The 458-nt window shown below is 48.9% G+C and carries 1 pseudogene; it reads right to left on the bottom strand.

What is annotated here, in order from left to right:
* Positions 1 to 266: 266 nt before the first annotated feature.
* Positions 267 to 458 (bottom strand): annotated as a pseudogene (locus HK24_RS05690) (DDE-type integrase/transposase/recombinase); the annotation flags it as partial.

Genomic DNA, 458 nt, shown 5'->3' with positions numbered 1-458 from the left:
CATACCCAATCAACGTAGGAAAAATGGAATCATAAAGGCCGACCCAAAACCAGTGGGTTTTTCGAACCCTCCAGATCATGGATTGAAAGGCAAAAGGAAATTGTGAATGAGAGGAATATGTCCGTGCTGAAATAATTTACTCACATAAGAGACATCATCAGGAAGAAAGAGGTGGACCCGTCTGTTTGGACAGTTTTTGGGTTTGAATAAGCTATACCCGGTTCTTGTTATGCCGCCATTCTGACGGCGTTGCTGTTGGCCCCCTAGTCCGTGTTGAAAATCTCTGGGGCGCCATAGCGCATCAGCGCATCCCCGAGTGCCTCAATACAGAACTCCGCGTCCGTCGTGTTCGACAGACGCCAGGGCAGGACCTTGCGCGTAAACCCGTCCATGATCGTCACGAGGTAGAGAAATCCCCGTTTTATGGGGATATACGTGATATCGGCACACCAAATATG

This window comes from Gluconobacter sp. DsW_058 (assembly GCF_002153615.1).
Taxonomy (GTDB): domain Bacteria; phylum Pseudomonadota; class Alphaproteobacteria; order Acetobacterales; family Acetobacteraceae; genus Gluconobacter; species Gluconobacter cerinus.
This window is presented reverse-complemented; position numbering and strand designations above follow the sequence as displayed.